General features: G+C 64.7%; 15 protein-coding genes and 1 tRNA gene. 4 read left to right on the top strand and 12 right to left on the bottom strand.

Annotated features, from left to right (window positions below; all coding sequences use genetic code 11):
* Window positions 1–219: 219 nt before the first annotated feature.
* Both APT63_05355 and APT63_05350 read left to right on the top strand, forming a co-directional pair.
* Window positions 220–780 (top strand): glycine cleavage system protein R, encoded by a 561-nt coding sequence (locus tag APT63_05355; GenBank protein ID AMA45101.1) that lies wholly within the window; start codon window positions 220–222, stop codon window positions 778–780.
* A gap of 10 nt (window positions 781–790) precedes the next feature.
* Window positions 791–1,267, top strand: coding sequence for a peroxiredoxin (locus APT63_05350; GenBank protein ID AMA45100.1), 477 nt, complete (start codon window positions 791–793; stop codon window positions 1,265–1,267).
* A gap of 511 nt (window positions 1,268–1,778) precedes the next feature.
* Here APT63_05350 and APT63_05345 read toward each other — a convergent pair.
* Together APT63_05345 and APT63_05340 are read right to left on the bottom strand one after the other, a co-directional pair.
* Window positions 1,779–2,849, bottom strand: coding sequence for a permease (locus APT63_05345; GenBank protein AMA45099.1), 1,071 nt, complete (start codon window positions 2,847–2,849; stop codon window positions 1,779–1,781).
* 20 nt (window positions 2,850–2,869) lie between these two features.
* Window positions 2,870–3,109, bottom strand: coding sequence for a response regulator SirA (locus APT63_05340; GenBank protein AMA45098.1), 240 nt, complete (start codon window positions 3,107–3,109; stop codon window positions 2,870–2,872).
* A 124-nt stretch (window positions 3,110–3,233) separates the two neighbouring features.
* Here APT63_05340 and APT63_05335 point away from each other — a divergent pair, with 124 nt between their 5' ends.
* On the top strand, window positions 3,234–4,667 hold the full coding sequence (locus tag APT63_05335) for a peptidase M48 (protein ID AMA45097.1): 1,434 nt from the start codon (window positions 3,234–3,236) through the stop codon (window positions 4,665–4,667).
* A gap of 72 nt (window positions 4,668–4,739) precedes the next feature.
* Here the strand turns inward: APT63_05335 and APT63_05330 are convergent, their stop codons facing one another.
* Both APT63_05330 and APT63_05325 read right to left on the bottom strand, forming a co-directional pair.
* Window positions 4,740–5,798 (bottom strand): quinolinate synthase A, encoded by a 1,059-nt coding sequence (locus tag APT63_05330; protein ID AMA45096.1) that lies wholly within the window; start codon window positions 5,796–5,798, stop codon window positions 4,740–4,742.
* A 227-nt stretch (window positions 5,799–6,025) separates the two neighbouring features.
* Window positions 6,026–7,528 carry a hypothetical protein gene (locus tag APT63_05325; protein ID AMA45095.1) on the bottom strand — a complete coding sequence of 501 codons (1,503 nt, stop codon included), beginning with the start codon at window positions 7,526–7,528 and terminating at the stop codon, window positions 6,026–6,028.
* Window positions 7,529–7,701: 173 nt separating this feature from the next.
* Here APT63_05325 and APT63_05320 point away from each other — a divergent pair, with 173 nt between their 5' ends.
* Window positions 7,702–8,304, top strand: a complete 603-nt coding sequence (locus tag APT63_05320; protein AMA45094.1) for a heme oxygenase — start codon at window positions 7,702–7,704, stop codon at window positions 8,302–8,304.
* A gap of 126 nt (window positions 8,305–8,430) precedes the next feature.
* On the opposite strand, the gene APT63_05315 is transcribed toward APT63_05320, so the two are convergent.
* The 8 genes from APT63_05315 to APT63_05280 all read right to left on the bottom strand — a co-directional run bounded on the left by APT63_05315 (window position 8,431) and on the right by APT63_05280 (window position 14,349).
* A tRNA-Lys gene (locus APT63_05315) sits at window positions 8,431–8,506 on the bottom strand.
* Between the two features lie 61 nt (window positions 8,507–8,567).
* Window positions 8,568–9,242, bottom strand: a complete 675-nt coding sequence (locus APT63_05310; GenBank protein AMA45093.1) for a 7-cyano-7-deazaguanine synthase — start codon at window positions 9,240–9,242, stop codon at window positions 8,568–8,570.
* A gap of 16 nt (window positions 9,243–9,258) precedes the next feature.
* Window positions 9,259–9,906, bottom strand: coding sequence for a 7-carboxy-7-deazaguanine synthase (locus tag APT63_05305; protein AMA47792.1), 648 nt, complete (start codon window positions 9,904–9,906; stop codon window positions 9,259–9,261).
* A gap of 159 nt (window positions 9,907–10,065) precedes the next feature.
* Complete coding sequence (locus APT63_05300) at window positions 10,066–10,875, bottom strand: tol-pal system protein YbgF (protein AMA45092.1); 810 nt, start codon at window positions 10,873–10,875, stop codon at window positions 10,066–10,068.
* 6 nt (window positions 10,876–10,881) lie between these two features.
* A complete protein-coding gene (locus tag APT63_05295; GenBank protein AMA45091.1) occupies window positions 10,882–11,391 on the bottom strand; it encodes a peptidoglycan-binding protein in 510 nt (169 codons plus the stop codon).
* Window positions 11,392–11,444: 53 nt separating this feature from the next.
* Window positions 11,445–12,716 carry a translocation protein TolB gene (locus tag APT63_05290; GenBank protein AMA45090.1) on the bottom strand — a complete coding sequence of 424 codons (1,272 nt, stop codon included), beginning with the start codon at window positions 12,714–12,716 and terminating at the stop codon, window positions 11,445–11,447.
* 26 nt (window positions 12,717–12,742) lie between these two features.
* On the bottom strand, window positions 12,743–13,897 hold the full coding sequence (locus tag APT63_05285; GenBank protein ID AMA45089.1) for a protein TolA: 1,155 nt from the start codon (window positions 13,895–13,897) through the stop codon (window positions 12,743–12,745).
* Window positions 13,897–14,349: a protein TolR gene (locus APT63_05280; protein ID AMA45088.1), complete on the bottom strand. Its 453-nt coding sequence runs from the start codon at window positions 14,347–14,349 to the stop codon at window positions 13,897–13,899. The genes APT63_05285 and APT63_05280 overlap by 1 nt, the downstream gene beginning before the upstream one ends.

Here is a 14,349-nt window from a genome sequence, read left to right as displayed (position 1 = left end):
ACTGGCGCCATCGGGCTTGTACAAGCGAAGGTGGCGGTCGGAGCATTCCCCTGAGCGCCGGTTTTCGCTACCCTTCTTCCTTTGCTCGGTACAATCCGGCCCGCCGGGCCGTCGACGATGCCCACTGCCAGCGCCCAGGCCCTCGTGCATGGGTCAGGGGCCTGTCACCTGCAGGTCCGACGTCGCCTTACCGACCGCCCATCGCTTTAGGAATGTTGCATGTCCACCGCCCCCGTCCGCGAACAATTTCTCGTCATCAGCGCCCTGGGCGCCGATCCCATGGTACTGGCCAACGTACTGAGCCAGGCCGCCTTCGACAACCGCTGCGCCGTGGTCAGCTCGCGCCTGAGCCGCCATGGTGAAACCAGTGCACTGGTGCTGCAGGTCGGCGGCAGCTGGGACGCCCTGGCGCGCCTGGAAGCCGGCCTGCCCAGCCTGGGCAAGAAGCACGCCTTCACCCTCAACGTGGTGCGCAGCGCCGACCTGGAGGTGCGCCCGCAGGCGCTGCCGTACGTCGCCTACGTCAGCGCGGCCTACCGCCCCGACATCGTCAGCGAGCTGTGCCAGTTCTTCCTCGACCACCGCATCGAGCTCGACGCCATGACCTGCGACACCTACCTGGCGCCGCAGACCGGCAGCAGCATGCTCAACGCCACCTTCACCGTGATCCTGCCGGCCGGCACGCAGATCAGCTGGCTGCGCGACCAGTTCCTGGACTTCGCCGACGCCCTCAACCTGGATGCGCTGATCGAACCGTGGCGCCCGCAGAACCCGATGTAAGGAGCCCCTCGTGACCGTCGAGATCGATCAACCCGTTCCGGACTTCACCGCCCAGGCCACCGCCGGCCAGACCGTCACGCTGTCGGCGTTCAAGGGCCGGCAGGTGGTGCTGTACTTCTACCCCAAGGACAGCACCCCCGGCTGCACCACCCAGGGCCAGGGCTTTCGCGACCAGCTCGACGCCTTCGAGGCGGCCAACACCGTGGTGTTCGGCATCTCGCGCGACGGGCTCAAGTCCCACGAGAACTTCAAGGCCAAGCAGGGCTTCACCTTCGAGCTGATCAGCGACAAGGACGAGGCGCTCTGCCAGCTGTTCGACGTGATCAAGCTGAAGAAGCTCTACGGCAAGGAGTACCTGGGCGTGGATCGCAGCACGTTCCTGATCGACCGGGACGGCGTGTTGCGCCAGGCCTGGCGTGGGGTCAAGGTGCCGGGTCATGTGGAGGCGGTGCTGGCCGCTGCCCAAGCACTGAATCGCCAGGGCTGAGCGCCGTGGCGTGATAAGGCGCCGGGGGTAGAGGGGCTTGGTGTGTGGGCGCTGCGTGTCAGGGATACGGTTCAGTGAGGCGGTATCGGTGGAGGTTCGCCTGATACAGAGCAGGCGCTGATCTTATGGGCCCTGCGGGCCCAATCGCGGCACAGGGGCCGCTCCCACAGGGACCGCGGCGACCTGCATAGCCGCGGTGGGGCTACGGGTGTAGGAGCGGCCCCTGCCGGGACGCCGGACCGACCGCGATTGGGTCCGCCAGGGCCCACATTAGCACTTGGCAAAAACCATAGAATCTCTCACAGGTGACCGCGACAGCCTGCGACACTGTGGTGTGGCTACGGGTGCCAGGGCGCCGGACCGGCCGCGATGAGCCGCAAGGCGGCCGTAAAATCAATCAGCACCCACAGCCTGGACCGCCTGGCTGATCTGACGGCCTGACGCCCTACTGTGGGAGCTGGCTTGCCAGCGATAGGGCCTTCGAAGGCCCCTACCCTCTGCCAGGACGCCGTCAGAGCAACGGCGCCACCTCTGGCTCGCGCCGTGGCCAGGCGTCGAGCACGGCCTTGAACAGCGTCGCCAGCGGGATGGCGAAGAAGATCCCCCAGAACCCCCACATCCCGCCGAACAGCAGCACCGCGCAGATGATCGCCACCGGGTGCAGGCTCACCGCCTCGGAGAACAGCAGCGGCACCAGCACGTTGCCGTCCAGCGCCTGGATGATCGCGTATACGGCCATCAGGTAGATGAACTGATCCTCCCATCCCCACTGGAACAACGCGATCAGGGTCACCGGCACGGTCACCACCACCGCGCCCACGTAGGGCACCACCACCGACAGACCGACCAGCAGAGCCAGCAGCGCCGCGTAGTTGAGCCCCAGGCTGATGAAGGCGATGTAGGTGGCGATGCCGCAGATCAGGATCTCGATGCCCTTGCCGCGGATGTAGTTGGCGATCTGACGGTTCATCTCGTCGCCCACGCGGGTGAGCAGCGCACGCTCGCGCGGCAGGTAGCCGCTAACCCAACGCGCGATCAGCTCGCGGTCCTTGAGGAAGAAGAACACCAGGATCGGCACCAGCACCAGGTAGATCATGGCGTTGACCAGCAACGGCAGGCTCGACAGCGAGAAGGTCAGCGCCCACTGGCCGAACTTGCCGATCTCGCCGCGCACCGACTCGATGGCGCGCAGCACCTGCTCGTCGGACACCAGGTGCGGGTAGCGCTCCGGCAGCAGCAGCAACAGCGACTGCCATTTGCCGAGCATGCCCGGCAACTCGTTGAACAAGGTGATCAACTGGTGCCAGAGCAAGGGCACCAGCACCAGCAGGAACACCGCCAGCGCACCCATGAACAGGGTGAACACCAACCCCACCGCCACGCCCGTCGGCACCTTCAGGCGCTCCAGCGCGTTGACCAGCCCCTGCATGAGAAAGGCCAGCACCATGCCGGCCAGGACAGGCGCGAGCATGCCACCCAAGGTCAGGACGGCGGTGAAACCCAGCAACAGCAGGACGGCCAGCACCACGGCCTCTTCGTCGGAGAAGTAGCGCTGGATCCAGGTGCGAAACACGTTGAACATCGGGGTTCCTTGAAGTCGGCTCACGCCTTGCGCAGCCAGTAGGTGAACTCGCCGGCCTCGGCCGTCTCCTGCAGCAGGGCATGCCCGGAGAGCTGCGCGAAAGTGCGGAAGTCGCGCTGTGACCCGGCGTCGGTGACCACCACCTTGAGCACGGCACCACTCTCCAGGCCATTGAGCGCCATCTTGGCCTTGAGCAAGGGCAGCGGGCAATTGAGGCCGCGCGCGTCGAGTTCGGCAGCGCAGGTCAAAGGGTCGGACATGGTCGGTCTCCAGGGCGAACGATTGGCCCTGACGCTCGCGCCAGGGCCGCCTAGGATACCGCCACTGGTCGTTGCCGTGCGAGCGGGCTACAGTAGGCGTCTTTGACCGACGCGAGCTCGTTGCATGAATCCACTGCGCCCCGCCCTGCTGACGCTGGCCTTGCTGATGGCCCTGCCGGGGCATGCCGACGACCTGCCGTCACTGGGGGATGCCAGCTCCGCGATCGTCTCGCCGCAGCAGGAGCACCAGCTGGGCCGCGCCTGGCTCAGCCTGCTGCGCAGCCAGGTACGCCAGCTCAGCGACCCGCAGCTCAAGGACTATGTGGAGACCAGCGTCTATCGCCTGGCCGAGACCAGCCAGCTGCAGGACCGGCGCCTGGAATTCATCCTGATCGACAGCCGCGAACTCAACGCCTTCGCCGCACCGGGCGGCATCGTCGGGGTCAACGGCGGGCTGTTCCTCAACGCCCAGACCGAGGGCGAATACGCGTCGGTGCTGGCCCACGAACTGGCGCACTTGTCGCAGCGCCACTTCGCCCGCGGCGTCGAAGCCCAGCAGCGCATGCAGATGCCGATGATGGCCGCCCTGCTCGCGGGGATCGTGCTGGCCGCCGCCGGGGGTGGCGATGCCGGGATCGCCACCATCGCCGGTACCCAGGCCGCCGCGATCCAGGAGCAACGACGCTTCTCGCGGCAGAACGAACAGGAAGCCGACCGCATCGGCATCCAGAACCTGGAAAAGGCCGGTTACGATCCACGCAACATGCCGACCATGTTCGAGCGACTCATGCGCCAGTACCGCTTCGATGGCAAGCCGCCGGAATTCCTGCTGACCCACCCGGTCACCGAATCGCGGATCGCCGATACCCGCAACCGCGCCGAACAGGCTCCCAAAGGCGGCGTCGAGGACAGCCTGCGCTACCAGCTGATCCGCGCCCGCGTGGCGCTCACCTATGAAGGCACCCCAGGGTTGGCGGCCAAACGTTTCCGCGCCCAGCTCGACGAGAACCCCAACCTGGACGCCGCGCGTTACGGCCTGGCCCTGGCGCAGATCCAGGGCGGGCAGTTGAACGAGGCCCGTGCCAGCCTCAAGCCGCTACTGGCCAAGGCGCCTGACGACATCACCTACAACCTGGCGCAGATCGAGCTGGAGATCACCAACAACCGCCTGGACGAGGCCGAGCAGCGCATCGAGCGGCTGCGCACCTCCTATCCTGGCAACTACCCGCTCAAGCAGGCGCGCGCCGACCTGCTGGTCAAGCTCAAGCGCCCGGCCGAGGCGGAAAAGGTGCTCGAGGACCTGCTCAAGAGCCGGTCGGACGACCCGGATGTCTGGTACGACATGGCGGAAGTGCGAGGCCTGTCGGGCAACACCATCGGGCTGCACCAGGCCCGGGCCGAATACTTCGCGCTGGTGGGGGACTTCGACCAGGCGATCCAGCAGCTCGACTTCGCCAAGCGCCGGGCGGGCGACAACTTCCAGCTGGCGTCGCGGATCGATGCGCGCCAGCGCGAGATGCTGGAGCAGGAGCGGATGGTCAAGGACATGATGCGCTGAGGCCGTGGCATCAGCGCCCTGAATACATCACGCCCTCACTGTCTATTCGACGAGCCGAAAGCTCACGCCACCTCAGGCATTCCCCGCCACGCGCATGCGCGCCGCCTGGGTGAAGTCCAGCATGCGCTTGAGCGGCTTGATCGCCCGAGGCACCAGGGCCGGGTCGACGGTGATCTCATTGCTGCCCTGGCGCAGGCACTCCAGCGTCCGCTCCAGGGTGTTCATCGCCATCCACGGGCAATGCGCGCAGCTGCGGCAGGCCGCGCCGTTCCCGGCGGTAGGCGCCTCGATGAACACCTTGTCCGGACACAGCTGCTGCATCTTGTAGAAGATGCCTCGGTCGGTGGCGACGATGAACGTACGGTGAGGCAAGGTCTGCGCGGCGGCGATCAGCTGGCTGGTGGAACCTACGGCATCGGCCAGGTCGATCACCGACTCGGGCGACTCCGGGTGCACCAGGATCGCGGCGTCGGGGTACAACGCTTTCATGTCGGCCAACTGCCGCGACTTGAATTCCTCGTGCACGATGCAGGCACCATCCCACATCAGCATGTCGGCCCCGGTCTGCTTCTGGATGTAGCGCCCCAGGTGCTGATCCGGCCCCCAGAGAATGGTCTCGCCGTTGTCCATCAGGCTTTCGACGATCTCCAGGGCGCAACTGGACGTCACCACCCAGTCGGCGCGGGCTTTCACCGCCGCCGAGGTGTTGGCGTACACCACCACGGTGCGCTCGGGGTGCTGGTCGCAGAAGGCCGAAAAGTCGCCCACCGGGCACCCCAGGTCGAGCGAGCAGGTCGCCTCCAGGGTCGGCATCAGCACGCGCTTTTCCGGATTGAGGATCTTCGCCGTCTCGCCCATGAAGCGAACGCCGGCCACCACCACGGTGCTGGCGGCGTGCTGGTTGCCGAAGCGGGCCATTTCCAGCGAGTCGGACACGCAGCCGCCGGTCTCTTCGGCCAAGGCCTGGATCACCGGGTCGCAGTAGAAATGCGCCACCAGCACGGCGTCCCGTGCCTTGAGTTCAGCGGCGATGGCCTGGCGGTAGTCGGCTTCCTGCTCGGGCGTGAGCGGGACGGGCTGCTTGGCGTCGAGGTGGGCTTGAACCAACAGGCGTTCGGAAATCTGAGTCATGATCGCGGGACCCTGAGCGCATGCACGCGCGTCAATCGAGTGTACTGCCGGGCCCTGGCAGATCGGCTGGCAGGGCTGGACGGTCTCACGGCGACCTTCACGGCCCCTCTGCGGGCACGGGTTATTATGGCCGCCGAAGGCTACAGCCAATCGCAGTCGGGCAAAAGCGTTTTTTTGCAGGGAAACCCCCAGATGACGGGCGTCACCTGGGGGGACCGACGCGTGCCTTAGCCGCGCGGTGCGAGCATGCCCAGACGGGCTTGCAGGAAGGCGGCGAACTGCTCGACGGTCATCTTCTGGCCGTTGAACTCGACCGCGCCATCGGCGTAGTCGAAGCTGGCCAGCACGTCATCGCCCTGCGCCGTCGCCAGGCCACTCTGCACGGCCATGACACCGACCATCTCACCGGCCTGGTTGGACTGCATGGCGATGGACTGCGGATCGGCCTGACCTTCGAGCAGGCCCTGGAAGGCCACCAGGTCGGCGATCATCGGCTTGGACAGCACCAGCTTGCCGTGCACGGTGCTGACGATCTCGCGGGCCAGTTGATCGTTGGGCACATCGAAGGAGGCCGGGTCGCTCAGCTGGGTCTTGAGCACCAGGCGGCTTTCGCCTCGGGCGGTCTTGAACGACAACTGCTCCAGGGCGATCTGCGGCTTGGCCGACAAGGCCTTGTGCAGGTCGGCATGGACCTTGGGCTTGTCCTCGGGCGACAGGGTCGGGACGAACTGGCGCCCTTCGGCCGCGGCCTGCTGCATCTCGGGCAGGAACTGCTGGTACCACTCGCTCAGCGACTGCAGCGCCGGCACGTCCAGCGACTTGAAGCTCATGACCATGGCCGCACTGCCCAGCGCGCGACCGTCGTAGCTGATCTCGCTGGTCTTGTATTCCACGCTGCCGCCCAGGTGCTCTTCACCCTCGGCGGTGTAGACGTTGTTCTGCTCGACGCCCTTGAACAGCAGCGTCTTCTGCTCAGGCCCGAAGACCATGCGCATTTCGTCCACGCTCATGTCGATGTGGCCGAAGAAGAAGTCGGCCTTGTTCTTGCGCTCCAGCTCGCCACCGAGCTTCATGCCGTCGAGCTGGAATTTCACCGGCAACTGCTCGGGCACGACCAGGGTCATCTGCAACTGCTGGGCATCGGCATGGATCTTGGCCTTGCTGCCTTCGCGGTCGCCCTCGACCGACAGCTTCAGGCCCGAGAAGTCCACGGCGCTGCCGTCATCGGCGGTGAACTTGACCGGCAACGCCTCCAGCTCGGTGTTCACGCCGCCGCCATAACCCAGGGCGGTATGGGCCTTCAGGGGGCTCTTGCCGCCAGCGGCGTCGAACCAGGGCTGCGTCTGCTCGGAGCGCTCCAGCTCACTGTTGCTGGCGGCCATGACCGGCAGCAGCTGCAAGCGCTTGACCCGCGACCAGGGGAAGGGGCCGTGCTCGATGTGATCGACGATGCCGACATCCAGGTTCAGGGGCTCGGCGCCCAGGTTCACGTTGCGTGCGATCAGGCGGTAGTGGGCGACGCTGCTGAACCAGTGCCGCTCCAGGGAGGCCAGCTCGAGCGTCACGCTCCCACCGGTACCGACCACGGCCTTGCTCAGTTCGTGATTGCCCTGCTCCACCGCGCGCTGGAGTTCGGCAGGAAGCCGCTCGCCGGTGTACCAGGCACCGGCTGTGGTGGCCACGGCGATGGCGACGACCAGGCCGGAAAGAATACCTACAGATTTCTTCATGAAATGAACCGATTGCTGTCCTTGGGGAACGCGCGACACCTGCGCCGCGCACGAGGGTGCCCAAGGATACCACCTTGCGCTGCCCTGCCAATCGGCGGTTGGGCCAGGGCAGTATTGTGTCGGCACGGGCCTAGCTGCATCATGACGCTCTACTTCGAGACGACAGGCTTTTCATGAACGCACCCGCGCCCTCCCCGTCGGCCCCAGGACGCTGCAAGCGCCTCAAGGCGGCCAGCAGCAGCGAGCATGACACCGTCGACCAGTTGGTGATGTCGGTACGGCCATTCGACGATCGCGAGCGCTACGTGCGCTTCCTGACCGTGCAACACCGTTTTCACGGCAGTCTGCAGGCGTTGTACAGCGACCCTTCCCTCAACCGTCGCTTGCCTGGCCTGGCCCTGCTCTCGCGCTTCGACGCCGTGCAGCAGGACCTTCGCGACCTGGGTGTGACGGTACCGCCAGCGCCCGAGCCGGTAGATGCCACCGTCGCCCAGGCGCTGGGCTGGCTGTACTGCAGCGAAGGCTCCAACCTGGGCGCGGCGTTCCTGTTCAAGCAGACGCAACGGCTGGGCCTGGACGCCGAGCGGGGTGCCCGGCACCTGGCCCCTCACCCGGACGGGCGCGCCCTGCACTGGCGTGAGTTCGTCGCCGCCCTGGATGGACTGGACTTGAACGACGCCCAGGAGGCGCACGCCATCGAAGGCGCCATCGCGGCCTTCGACAGTTACCGTCGGCATGTGCGTGAGGTGTTCGAGCTGGAGGCCGCCACGGCCTGAACCCTGAACCGTGTGTCGCCTTGGCGGTGAGGCGCCGGACGGTGCGGACGGCGCCGAGCAAGGTAAAGGCGCTAAACGGAAAAAGCCCGCGTCCAAGACTGGACGCGGGCTTTTTCGTGCTGCATATGGTGGGTCGTGTAGGATTCGAACCTACGACCAATTGGTTAAAAGCCAACTGCTCTACCAACTGAGCTAACGACCCGTTGGATGGCGCGTATAATACTGATTTCTAACGGGAAATCAACACCCCTGCGCACATTTTTTCAGAAATAACGGGTCGGGTCGGCGACGCCGGCGTTTCTGAAGCCGTCCGCCCGCAGACGGCAGCTGTCGCACTTGCCACAGGCACGCCCATCGGCATCGGCCTGGTAGCAGGACACGGTCAGGCTGTAGTCGACACCGCGCGCCAGCCCCGCCTGGACGATCTGCGCCTTGCTCATGTTCTGCAACGGCGCCTGGATGCGGAAGCCCTGCCCTTCCACCCCGGCCTTGGTCGCCAGGTTGGCCAGGCGCTCGAAGGCTTCGACGAACTCGGGCCGACAGTCGGGGTACCCGGAGTAGTCCACGGCGTTGACGCCGATGAAGATGTCCCGCGCCTCGAGCACCTCGGCCCAGCCGAGCGCCAGTGACAGGAAGACGGTGTTGCGCGCCGGCACGTAGGTGACCGGGATGCCTTCTCCGGGTGTTTCCGGCACATCGATGGTGCTGTCGGTCAAGGCAGAGCCACCGATGCCGTCGAGGTTCAGGCCGATGACCTTGTGCTCGACGACACCCAGGTCACGTGCGACCCGGGCAGCGGCCTGCAGCTCGGCGCGATGGCGCTGGCCGTAGTCGAAACTCATGGTGTAGCAGCGGTACCCCTGGGCCTGGGCCATGGCCACCACGGTCGCCGAATCGAGCCCGCCGGACAGCAGGATGACTGCGCGTTTTTCTGTCATGGGATGTCCTCTTGGGTCAGCGGCCAGGCTCGTCGTTCCACAGCAGCTTGTGCAGCTGCAACTGGAAGCGAACCGGAAGGTTATCGGCGACGATCCAGTCCGCCAGGTCGGTAGCGCTGACCTGGCCATGGCTGGGCGAGAACAGCACCTCGCCAGCGCGTTGCGCCAGATCGTGCTGGATCAGCCGAGACACGGCCCAGTCGTAGTCCTCGCGCGAGCAGATGACGAACTTGACCTGGTCGTTGCGGGTCAGGTGCTCGATGTTCTCGTAGCGGTTGCGATGGGCTTCCAGCGAGCCGGGCGTCTTCAGGTCGACGACGCGGCTGACGCGCGGGTCCACCACCGAGATGTCCAGCGCACCGCTGGTTTCCAGCGACACCTCAAAGCCGGCGTCGCACAGGCGCTGCATCAGCGGCAACGCATTGGGCTGGGCCAGGGGCTCGCCACCGGTGACGCAGACGTAGCGCGGGCGGAAGCCGGCGACCTGCTCGAGGAGGTCATCGAGGGTGCGCTGCGTGCCGCCGGTGAAGGCGTAGGCGCTGTCGCAGTACTGGCAGCGCAGCGGGCAGCCGGTCAGGCGGACGAAAACGGTCGGCAGGCCAGCCGTTCTGGTTTCACCCTGGAGTGAATAGAACACTTCGGTGATGCGTAATGTGTCTTGCATGATCGCCATGGGCTGGCCAGCTGAACAGGCTGACCGCCTCCGTCAGGCACTGACGCGAACTCGACAGAGCGTTATCCGCGACAGCGTAGGTGAAAAAAAGGGTGGGAATTCTAACGGAAAAACCCGCGACGGGCGCGGGTTTCTCACGAACGGCGTGGATCAGAGCTTTTGCAGGTCGCGCTGGGCGAGCTGGGCGGCCGACGTACCGGGGTACTGGCTGATCACCTGCTGGAGGATGCCCTTGACCTTGTCGGTATGCCCCATGCGACGCTCTACGTCAGCCAGCTTGTACAGCGAATCCGGCACCTTGCTGTGCTTGGGATAGGCTTGGCTGACCTTGGCGAAAGCCTGGCTGGCGCTGGGCAGATCGCCCTTGGCCAGGTTCACTTCACCCAACCAGTACTGGGCATTGCCGGCGTACTGGCTATTGGGGTACTTGCGCAGGAACGCATTGAACGCCTGGCTGGCCTTTTCGAAATCCTTGGCCTTGATCAGGTCGAAGGCAGCGTCGTAGTACAGCTTTTCCTTGGCCGGATCACCGGGCTCGGCGCTGGCAGCGGCAGGCGCTGCCGCATTCGACGCAGGGGTGCCAGCAGCAGCGCCGCTGGCGGAATTCTCGGATGGTACGGTGGGGGCCGGAGCGCTGCTGAGGCGACGATCCAGGTCCTGGTAACGTTCCAGGCCTTCCTGTTTCATGCGCGCCACATCGTTTTGCAGCTCTTCGATGATGCCCTGTTGCCTTGAAATCTGGTCCTGCATTTGCTGCAACTGCATGAACAGTTGACCCTGTGCCGAAGGCGGGGTCGAAACCCCACCTCCGGCATAGGCGCCGTTCGTGCCGTAACCTGCCGGCGGATAGCTGCTGGAGCCACCACTGCCGGCATTGTCATTGATGACAGGGACCGCAGCCCAGGCCGCAAGCGGCAGGCTGAGGGCGAGGACGGTTACAACACGACGGCCGATGCGCATGACGAATTACTTACGCAGCTCGACGCGACGGTTCTGAGCCCAGGACTGCTCGTCGTTACCGGTTGCTACTGGACGCTCTTCGCCGTAGGAAACCAGTTCCAGCTGAGCTGGGGAAACGCCTTGCAGTACCAGGTAGCGCTGAACGGCCTTGGCACGACGCTCGCCCAGAGCCATGTTGTACTCACGGGTACCGCGCTCGTCGGTGTTGCCTTCCAGAACGACACGGTTGCCGTTGGCTTTCAGGTCTTTGGCGTGAACGTCCAGAGCGCGCATGGCTTCTGGCTTCAGGTCGGAGCTGTCGTATTCGAAGTAGAAGGTGGTGATAGCGCGCAGAGCAGCTTCTTCGCTCAGGCTGCCATCGACGGCACCGCTGTTGGAACCGGAGCTGTAACCAGCGTTAGGGTCTACCGCGCCCGAACCTTCACCTGCATTGTCACCGCCCTTGGAGGAGCAACCTACAGCCACAGCCATGGCCAGAGCCAGCGCAGCGAATTTACCAAACTTCAGCATTTCCATCGTGAAACTCCTAATGAAACCCCAGTGTGTTAAGCAAAGTTATTACGCCGCAATCAGTTCAGGTAGGGGGACCAGGACGGTTCTCTGACTTCGCCTTGAGCGGTAGGAAGCGGGAGCCTCACGCGTCCGTTGAGAGAGACGAGCATCAAGACTCCCCGGCCCTGCTGGCGGGTGGCGTAGATTAGCATGGTGCCGTTGGGTGCAACAGTAGGCGATTCATCAAGACTGGTGTCGGAGAGAATCTTTACACTTCCCCGTTGCAAGTCTTGCGCCGCCACTTTGAAGTTGGTGAACCCTTGTTGGCGATGAATCATCACCAGCGTCTTTTCATCGGCCGAGAGTTTCGGGTTGGCGTTGTAGTTGCCGACGAAGGTCACACGCTCGGCACCACCGCCATTCACACCGGTCTTGTAGATCTGTGGCTTGCCGCCACGGTCGGACGTGAAGTACAGGGTGTTGCCATCCTTGCCCCAGAACGGTTCGGTATTGATGCCAGGACCTGCGGTGACGCGGCTGATCTGACGCGAACCCATGTTCATCACATAGATGTCCGGGTTGCCGTCCTTGGACAGCACGAAGGCCAGGCGCGAACCATCCGGCGACCAGGCCGGTGCGCCGTTGAGGCCTTCGAAGTTGGTGATCTGCTCACGACGACCCGTGTCGATGTGCTGGACGAAGATGCGCGGACGGCGCTGTTCGAACGACACGTAGGCGATGCGCTTGCCATCGGGTGCGAAGCGCGGCGACAGGATCGGCTCGCGCGATTGCAGCAAGGTCACGGCGCGGGCACCGTCATAGTCCGAACGCTGCAGGGTGTAGCGGGTGTTGTCGGTGGAGAAACGCTCGGCGGTCACGTACAGCAGGCGCGTCGAGAACGCCCCCTTGATGCCGGTGAGCTTCTCGAACGACTGGTCGGCGATGTAGTGGGACATGTCGCGCAGTTGATCGACGGTGCCCGATACGCTGCCGGTCATGACCTGCTGCTCGGTGGCCACGTTGAACAGTGCGTACTGCACCTGCAGGCGGCCGCCTGCGGGGGCGATGCTACCGACCATCACGTACTGCGCGCCCAGGGCTTTCCAGTCGCGGAAGATGACTTCGCTGGCCTGACTCGGCTGGCTGATCATGTTCTGCCGGGGAATCGGCGAATAGTAGCCCGAGTTGCGCAGGTCAGTGCCGATGATGTCGGCCATGTCCTCGGGCAGCACGCTGCCGCCCTGCACACCGAAGGGCACGACGGCAATGGGCGTGGCCCGGTCGCTACCGCTGGTGACCAGGATGTTCTTTTCTTCTGCCAGCGCCAGGCCTGCGAAACAGCAGACCATCACCAGCAATCCTCTGAGCACTTTAATCACAACGCGAGATCCTCAGGTGTAAATGTCATCTTGAATGAGCGGTAGGGATTGAAATCGTTAGGCTTCAGTCCTTGCATCTCGGTCAAGCGTCCAATGTTCTTCACCGCTGCCACTGCCGAACTGTCGAACGGACCATCGCCACTGGAGCGTGCCACGCTCACGTTGGTGACGGTGCCATCGGGCAGCATGTTGATCTGCAGCACCACGGCCATGCCCTTGCGTGCCGAAGGCGGACGTGCCCACCCTTCGGATGCGCGCATGCGGATCAGGTCGTCGAAATCGCCGGCCACCTGGTCACCACGCTCATCGGCCAGCGCCTGCTGACGCTCGGTGCTGTCGGACAGAAGTTCGGCCAGCGCCTGTGCCTTCTTGTCCTCGGCCGCCTTGCGCGCCGCTTCCTGAGCCTTCTTCTTCTGGGCATCCGCGGCGGCCTTCTGCTTGGCCTCCTCGGCAGCCTTCTTCTTCGCGTCCTCGGCCGCCGCTTTCTTCTTGGCGTCCTCGGCCGCTTTCTTCTTCGCGTCTTCGGCCGCCTTTTTCTTGGCGTCCTCGGCCGCTTGTTTCTTGGCCTCCTCGGCCGCCTGCTTCTTGGCGTCCTCGGCCTGCTTCTTGGCCTCTTCGTCGGCCTTTTTCTTGGCCTCTTCCTCAGCCTTCTTCTTGGCGATGTCGGCCTTCTGCTTCTCCGCGGCCTTCTTGGCCTCGTCGGCCTTCTTCGCCTCGGCAGCCTTCGCCGCTTCCGCCTTCTTGGCTTCGGCAGCTTTCGCGGCTTCGGCGGTCTTGGCGGCCTCTTCGGCCTTCTTGGCTTCGGCGGCCTCGCGCGCGGCTTCGGCCTTTTGAGCGGCGTCGGCTTTCTTTTGTTCCGCGGCCTTCACCGCCTGCTGCTCGACCTTCTTCTGCTCGAGCTGCTCGACTTCGGTCTGGCGTGCGGCAGTCTTCTTGGCCTCTCCGGCGATCTTCTGATTGGTCTGGGTGGTCGCCTGGCTCTTGGACTTGAGTTGATAGAGCGTAGCCTGAACGATCGGTTTGGACGGCGGCAATTCTGGCGTCATGGCGAAACTGACGAACAGCAGGCCGAACACCAGTACGTGCAGACCGACGGCCCAGACCGTGGGCCAGAAGTAGCTCTCCGAGGCGGATGGCTCTCGCTGCTGCATCAGGGCGCCTCGGTGATCAGGCCAACGTTACCGACACCGGCCTGCTGCAAACCGCCCATCGCGCCCATGACCGCGCCGTAGTCGACCGCCTTGTCGCCGCGGATGAAGACCTGGGTCTGCTTGCCCTGGTCGCGCCCGGCGGCGATGATCTTGGTCACGGCGCTGGTCATGTCCGGCAAGGTCATGGCCTTGTCCATCTGCTTGTCGGTATCGACCTCGCTGCCGAGGTTCCAGTAGTAGGTCTTGTCGGCCTTGATCGAGATGGTGAGGATCTGCACGTTGTTGTCCTGCGGCAAAGCCTCGCTGGACACCTTGGGCAGATCGACCTTCACACCCTGGTTGAGCATGGGAGCGGTCACCATGAAGATGACCAGCAGCACCAGCATCACGTCGATGTAGGGCACCACGTTCATCTCGGCGACCGGCTTGCGTTTGTGGCGAACTCGGGCCAT

It is taken from the genome of Pseudomonas monteilii, assembly GCA_001534745.1.
GTDB classification, from domain to species: domain Bacteria; phylum Pseudomonadota; class Gammaproteobacteria; order Pseudomonadales; family Pseudomonadaceae; genus Aquipseudomonas; species Aquipseudomonas alabamensis.
Note: the sequence above shows the minus strand (reverse complement) of the source record. Positions and strands in the feature narration are given on the sequence as shown.